Raw genomic sequence first — 5,876 nt, 5'->3', positions numbered from 1 at the left:
TGGCGGCCAAGGACAAGCACTCGGCGGTCGATGGCCGCATCCGGCGCCACGAGGGCTACAAGACCAGCCTCAAAGTGCGCAAGCGCATCGAGGAGGCCTTTGGCTGGATCAAGACAGTGGGTGGTCTAGCCAAGACCAAATTGATCGGTGAGGCCAAGCTCGCGGGCCAGGCGCTGCTGTGCTTTGCCACCTACAACCTGGTGCGCATGGGCAGTCTGGGCGGTTGGTGGGACGCGCATCATGCGTGAACCATGGGATACGTGCGCCCGAAAAGGGCAAAACGGCCTGCAAACAGGCCGTAATGGCCGCTCCAATCGCTGCGCAGACCAGTTTGGGCGACCCGTTTCTTCAAAATCCACGACTCTGGCGCGTTCGATGAGCATTTTTTCAACGGCCTGCTAACGCGGAATCGCTCTCCAAGATCTGCATGCTGGTGGTGGACCCAGGCAAAAACAGGCTCGATTGGCTGCTGTTGGATCAGGATCGCATCAATACCAAAGCGTCCGGCGCAACTTTTGATGCGGGCCACGACCGCATCGTTCGCGCTGTCGCCGAAGCGCTGTCCATCGTAATCGGATCCCCATTGCCTCAAGCAATTTGATCTGATTCAACGAATCGCTGCGCAATGGGACGGGATTCCGCCATTTGGGCACTGCACACAATCTGAAAATCTTTGATCCAGTTATGCGCGCCGCGGTTGAAGATCCGATCAGCTGATTGATCGAAGAGCCTGGAAGATCGAATCGAAATCATTCACATGATGGGTGGCCACCCCAGCAAGTACGCCGCCGAGCGGCAGAAGCGCTTCCGAAACGGATCCGTTTTCACCTCGCTGATGGGCCTTTTCCCGAACTTGCGCGGCTTCCAGGCCATCTCACAGACCGATGCGCAGCGCTTGGTCCAGCCAGCCTGAGTTTTGGCGCAAAAAGCGATGCGAATTCAACTTTACATCGATCCGGCGCTGCACCCAGGGCTCTTTCACACGCTTCAAATTGAGACCAATGCAAAGCGTCGCGCAGCGCTGGTGAAGACTTTTGCCGAAAGGCATCTCACCGGCGCTCAAAATCCCCTTTGCAGCAAAGGCCCATTTTTCGACGCCGGCACTAACAGCCTACCCCCGCATAAGTACCAGTTTGCCAAGCCGGTACTAACTGGCCTACCCCTTGTTAGTACCGGCGTCAGCGGAGCGAATGTCCTCGCAGCAGTGCTCAGCGATCAAATGCTTGGACTTGTCAGATGATCACAGCCGGCATCGATTGAAAGCCGTTCACGGCTCAATCGATTGGGCCGCAGGCTTGCTTAGTGGTATTTTTCTCCCCTTATAAGTGGCATTTGACATACGTTATGTTCGGCACTTATTAATAGTGCCGCTTAGGGTACAATGTGGGGAAAATCTAAAGGGGAAAACCCCAAGGGAGTCATCGCATGGAGCCCATCCAAACAGGGCCGATCAACAAGGGGCCACCACTCCCCCAGCACGGATCAGCACAAAACGGTTCAAATCAGCCTGAGCAGCCCTCTCGGCGCCACCCAAAAACGACCCGGCAGTACCAAACGCTCGCCCGCCAAATCGAGCGCCAGGCCGCAGCGTTTCTGTACCCTGAGGACAAGGACGACGAGGGCTTTCTCACAACCGCGCAATGTTTTCCCACCGAGATCGCAGACGAGCTTGAGCGCTGGGCCGCCGCCCCCAATAGGAACCGGGGCACCTTCGACGTCTACCGCTCGGCCCTGATGTGGGCGTTCGCCCAAGGAATCTTCAGCGACCGTCCCGGAGCCCGCGAGGCCTACCTCCGAGTCCGAGAAATGCGCAGCACCGCCCAGAGGGTCGGGAAATCCAACCGGGATGTCCGCCACCCGATCAGCATCCCCGCAGCAGATATCGACAAGCTGGTCAATCACCTAATGGCCAACAATAAGCAGCGTAATTTGGGGCTCGCCACACAAATTTGGCTCCTGGCTGGCATCGCCGCTGGCCTGCGCCCAAGCGAATGGGAATTCGCTGAACTGCTCGAATACCCTCAGCCATCTGGCCCGAAAAAATACGTCCTCAAGGTCAAGAACTCCAAGCGCAAGGCCGCCGTCCCGGTCAATATGCAGATCGAGGCTGCTCGCCAAGAATTCCCGCTTGAAGAAATCCACTCCATTTTTGATGCCGAGGCGCTGGGCGCTTCGATCATTTCGACCGAGTCCCCTCAGCACCGGTTCATACCACTGGATCAGAAAGATGCGATGTGGGTCGATAACCACCTCTACCTGATCAAAAAGCACATTGAATCCGGGGAGCCGTTTTCGAAATACTATGAGGCCTGCCGCAAATGCCTGGTTCGAGCCTGCCAGCATGCATTTAAGGGGAAAAAGATCTACACCCTCTACGTACTTCGACACCAGTTTGCAGCCAACGCAAAAGCCAAATATTCCCGCGAAGACGTGGCTATCCTCATGGGGCACACCAACGTGGCCAGCAACAGCAAATACTACGCATCCAAGCGGCACGGGCACAGGAAAGGGCATGGCGAAAGTAATTCTCAAATCAACGGGTTTAATACTGTGACTTCGATCTCGGAAACTCAATCAGCTTCCCGACCAAGAATGCCTTGAAATTCTGACGGCGGGAATGCGACCAAAAGCTCGATTTGTCGTCCGACTATGTGCGTCGGGCGTCAAAATTCTGTAAGCGTCCGGCAAACCCAGGCCTATCGAGGCCGGTGATGAGGCGTCGACGGGTTTCCAACGGTGTGGCAGCAGTTCGACGATGCGGCTTGCCTTGTGCGTGAGCACGTCCTTGAGGTAGGCATACGGGTCGTGCCGGCAACTTCGATGACCATGCGAGAAACCACGGCTTGCTCTACAGAGCTGGACAGTGGGGGTTGTCACCTGCGTTTGACATTGCCCCGTACCACAAGCCGTCCGGGATCCACGCCCTCAGGGTGACCAAAAGCGGGGAGCGCGCGTCCAGCCTGAGCAACTTGCTCGAGTGTGCTGTGCTGCTGGGAGTGGGTAAAGATGAAGCCCGAGACCATCTGCTCAGTCGCCAATCAATGCTGGCTCAACGTGGGCCTCAGGTGGCGGAGAGTGCCGGGTTTCTCTCGAAGTACTGCCGTACCCTGCGCAGACGTGGTGGGCTACTTGAAAGTCCGAAGTGCAGCGGAGGACTAAACCGCTCGCGCGGTGGACGCTCCGGCTACGTTGGTGGCGTTTCGTTGCGCCGGTGATTCTGCGATGTTTGCGGTCGAGGCAATCCGCCTCGGTCACCGACAGGAGCAGGATCATGGACGTTTCCACCCCGACCCCATCCGCGGCCGTCTCGCCGCTGCGCCAACGCATGCTCGAGGACATGCGCATGCGCCAGTTCGCCGAGCACACGCAGGACGGCTACATCCGCGCCGTGCGCAAGCTCGCCACCTTCCTCGGCCGCTCGCCGCACACCGCCAGCGCGGAGGACCTGCGCCGTTTCCAGCTGCATCTGGTGGACGCCGGCACCGGCCCAGTCACCATCAACGCCACCATTACCGGGCTGAAGTTCTTCTTCGACATCACGCTGGGCCGGCCGGAGCTCATGCTCAAGATGACGCACGTGGCTGTGCCTCGCAAGCTGCCCGTGATCCTGAGCCCCGAGGAAGTCGGCCGCCTGATCGCCGCCGCGCCCAACCTCAAGCACCAGGCCGCCATGTCGGTGGCCTACGGCGCGGGCCTGCGCGTCAGCGAGGTCGTCTCGCTCAAGGTCGGCGACATCGACGGTGAGCGCATGACCCTGCGCGTGGAGCAGGGCAAGGGCCGCAAGGACCGCTACGCCATGCTCAGCCCCGTGCTGCTGGAGCGGCTGCGTGCCTGGTGGAGGCTGGGCCATGCCCAGGGCAAGATCCGCCATGGTGGTTGGCTGTTCCCTGGCCTGGACCCCACCGATCACGTGACCGCGCGCCAGCTCAACCGCGCCGTGCACCTGGCCGCCGCCACGGCCGGCATCGACAAGCGCATCACGCCACACGGTCTGCGCCATGCCTTTGCCACCCATTTGCTGGAGCAGAAGGTCGATATCCGCGTCATCCAGGTGCTGCTCGGACACAAGCGGCTGGATACCACGACCCTGTACGCTGCTGTGGCCACCGACCTGCTGCGCCGGGTCATCAGCCCTCTGGATCACACGACCGCCAAGCCCGCAGGCGAACCAGCGCCCGAACCTGCACCGCAGCCGCCAGCCCTGTAGTGGTACGCCATCGTGCAGGCGCGACCCGCCCTGGAGGTCGCCGACATCTTCCGTGCCCATGGACCTGACTGGCGTGAGGCCCAGCGCGGTCGCCTGAGTCTGGCTCAGCTCAAGGTGATGTCGGCCATCACCCAGTGCCGCACGGCGGCACTGGGTGGCCATGTCCTGCGGTGCGACGGGTGTGGCCAGGATGAGGTCTCCTACAACTCGTGCCGCAACCGGCACTGCCCGAAGTGCCAGAGCAGCGCTGCCAAGCGGTGGCTGGATGCGCGTCAGGCCGATCTGCTGCCGGTGGAGTACTGCCACGTGGTCTTCACGCTGCCGGCGCCCATTGCCAAAATCAGAATGCGAGTCATTGCAGCAAGGGCCACTACGAATAGTCGCTGGACTGATCTCTATGTGCCGTACCTGAGGCAGAATCGCGCCAATTTTGGAGACGCTCATGTTTCGCACCCTGTTGAAGTCAAAGATCCACCGTGTCGCTGTTACCCAGTGCGAGCTGCACTACGAGGGCTCCTGCGCCATCGACGAAGACCTGCTTGATGCCGCCAACATCGCAGAGAACGAGCAGGTCCATATCTGGAACATTAACAACGGCGAGCGCTTCATCACCTACGCCATTCGCGGCGAGCGTGGGACAGGCATGATTTCGGTGAACGGCTCAGCCGCACGCCGTGCGTCGGCTGGCGATCTGATCATCATCGCGGCCTTTGCCCAGGTCCACCAAGACCAGGTGGCAAACCACGTTCCCCAGTTGGTGTTCGTCGACTCGAACAACCGACAAACCGAGTTGCGCCACCAGGTGCCGATTCAACTGGGCGAGTGAGCTTACGAAGATGTGGGCTACTCAGGACCCGCATTCGCGTCGGCTGGAACAAGCACTCTGCTCGGTGCCGGGCGCAAGGGCTGATTGCCTGTGGTTATGCAGCCAGGCGGTTGGCCACTGCACGCTTGCCCATTTTCATGACGGCCTGGATGCGCTCGAGTTGTGCGGCTCGAGGTGTCACCTTGCCCGACTCCCATTTGTAGACCGACAGTGGCGACGCCTCGACCAACTTGGCCATCTGGGCTTGGGTGATCCCAAATGACTGGCGCAACGCGGCAAAGGCGGCAGCATCGAGTTCCTTGGCGCTGGACTTCGGCCCACGGGCTGAAGAAGTGCCCGGCTCTTTTGTTGGTGCTGCCTCAGGTTTGGGCAGAGCACGCTGTGTGGCGCGCAGCGCCACCATCAATGCTTTGACGTCGCGTTTGATTGCGGCGATCTCGGAGCGATGGGCGGCGGCGGATTTGCGCAGGGACAGCAACTCATCTTTGAGTTCCTTGCGGGCCACACGTGCGATTTCCGATTTCAGGCTGGTTGCGAATGTGCTCATACATCAGATCGTACATCTGCAAGCTGACAGCGCCTCCTTGGGGCTAACCCGTGCGCGCGGTTCAACGCGGATGGGAGAGACAGACACCCGACCTATTGAATGGTCGCTACCAGTCAGGTTTCAGCACGTTCAGCGTCGCAGCCCAGTGCATGCGCTATTTGAGTTTCTATGGGGTCTCCTCGTTTTCAGTGCAATAAGTGACGGTACGCAAAGCTAGCACTGGCGCGGGGGTGGTCTGGGTAGACCGTTGATTTCATTGACTTTCCTGTTCGCTTTGTAAACGGGTATGGTGGCCT

9 protein-coding genes and 2 pseudogenes are annotated in these 5,876 nt (G+C 59.9%); 8 read left to right on the top strand and 3 right to left on the bottom strand.

The genetic code is table 11. From position 1 onward, the window contains the following. On the top strand, positions 1 to 248 hold a 248-nt coding region (locus tag ACFQPB_RS23540), incomplete at its 5' end, for a transposase (RefSeq protein WP_382228767.1). Here ACFQPB_RS23540 and ACFQPB_RS23535 read toward each other — a convergent pair. Beyond that, the gene (locus tag ACFQPB_RS23535; protein WP_382228764.1) at positions 239 to 529 is read right to left on the bottom strand and encodes a hypothetical protein; all 291 of its coding nucleotides are present in this window, start codon (positions 527 to 529) and stop codon (positions 239 to 241) included. The genes ACFQPB_RS23540 and ACFQPB_RS23535 overlap by 10 nt on opposite strands. A 228-nt stretch (positions 530 to 757) precedes the next feature. Between ACFQPB_RS23535 and ACFQPB_RS23530 the strand changes: the two genes are divergently transcribed. The 3 genes from ACFQPB_RS23530 to ACFQPB_RS23520 all read left to right on the top strand — a co-directional run bounded on the left by ACFQPB_RS23530 (position 758) and on the right by ACFQPB_RS23520 (position 2,601). After that, positions 758 to 913, top strand: a complete 156-nt coding sequence (locus ACFQPB_RS23530) for a hypothetical protein (protein ID WP_382228761.1) — start codon at positions 758 to 760, stop codon at positions 911 to 913. 18 nt (positions 914 to 931) lie between these two features. Next, entirely contained in the window at positions 932 to 1,240 is a 309-nt protein-coding gene (locus ACFQPB_RS23525) for a hypothetical protein (protein WP_382228758.1), read from the top strand. 185 nt (positions 1,241 to 1,425) lie between these two features. Further along, positions 1,426 to 2,601: a hypothetical protein gene (locus ACFQPB_RS23520; RefSeq protein ID WP_382228755.1), complete on the top strand. Its 1,176-nt coding sequence runs from the start codon at positions 1,426 to 1,428 to the stop codon at positions 2,599 to 2,601. 123 nt (positions 2,602 to 2,724) lie between these two features. On the opposite strand, the pseudogene ACFQPB_RS23515 reads toward ACFQPB_RS23520, so the two are convergent. Further along, a pseudogene (locus ACFQPB_RS23515) lies at positions 2,725 to 2,808 on the bottom strand (transposase domain-containing protein); the annotation flags it as partial. 35 nt (positions 2,809 to 2,843) lie between these two features. On the opposite strand from ACFQPB_RS23515, the gene ACFQPB_RS23510 reads away from it, so the two are divergent. The 4 genes and pseudogenes from ACFQPB_RS23510 to panD all read left to right on the top strand — a co-directional run bounded on the left by ACFQPB_RS23510 (position 2,844) and on the right by panD (position 5,033). Then, positions 2,844 to 3,215, top strand: coding sequence for a hypothetical protein (locus ACFQPB_RS23510; RefSeq protein ID WP_382228752.1), 372 nt, complete (start codon positions 2,844 to 2,846; stop codon positions 3,213 to 3,215). 56 nt (positions 3,216 to 3,271) lie between these two features. Then, complete coding sequence (locus ACFQPB_RS23505) at positions 3,272 to 4,207, top strand: tyrosine-type recombinase/integrase (protein WP_382228749.1); 936 nt, start codon at positions 3,272 to 3,274, stop codon at positions 4,205 to 4,207. A 12-nt stretch (positions 4,208 to 4,219) separates the two neighbouring features. Further along, positions 4,220 to 4,549 (top strand): annotated as a pseudogene (locus ACFQPB_RS23500) (IS91 family transposase); the annotation flags it as partial. A gap of 100 nt (positions 4,550 to 4,649) precedes the next feature. After that, entirely contained in the window at positions 4,650 to 5,033 is a 384-nt protein-coding gene (gene panD, locus ACFQPB_RS23495) for an aspartate 1-decarboxylase (RefSeq protein WP_382228746.1), read from the top strand. A 94-nt stretch (positions 5,034 to 5,127) separates the two neighbouring features. Here panD and ACFQPB_RS23490 read toward each other — a convergent pair whose 3' ends face one another. Further along, on the bottom strand, positions 5,128 to 5,538 hold the full coding sequence (locus ACFQPB_RS23490) for a helix-turn-helix domain-containing protein (protein ID WP_382228743.1): 411 nt from the start codon (positions 5,536 to 5,538) through the stop codon (positions 5,128 to 5,130). Positions 5,539 to 5,876: the final 338 nt, after the last annotated feature.

It is taken from the genome of Hydrogenophaga atypica, assembly GCF_042665215.1.
GTDB lineage: Bacteria > Pseudomonadota > Gammaproteobacteria > Burkholderiales > Burkholderiaceae_C > Hydrogenophaga > Hydrogenophaga defluvii_A.
The sequence above is the reverse complement of the archived record's forward strand: the minus strand, read 5'-3'. Positions and strand labels throughout refer to the sequence as shown.

Bases quoted from the DNA above. Each gene is read 5' to 3' on its own strand.
- ACFQPB_RS23520 (WP_382228755.1), top strand. From the start codon at position 1,426: ATGGAGCCCATCCAAACAGGGCCGATCAACAAGGGGCCACCACTCCCC.
- panD (WP_382228746.1), top strand. From the start codon at position 4,650: ATGTTTCGCACCCTGTTGAAGTCAAAGATCCACCGTGTCGCTGTTACC.
- ACFQPB_RS23505 (WP_382228749.1), top strand. From the start codon at position 3,272: ATGGACGTTTCCACCCCGACCCCATCCGCGGCCGTCTCGCCGCTGCGC.
- ACFQPB_RS23525 (WP_382228758.1), top strand. From the start codon at position 932: ATGCGAATTCAACTTTACATCGATCCGGCGCTGCACCCAGGGCTCTTT.
- ACFQPB_RS23530 (WP_382228761.1), top strand. From the start codon at position 758: ATGATGGGTGGCCACCCCAGCAAGTACGCCGCCGAGCGGCAGAAGCGC.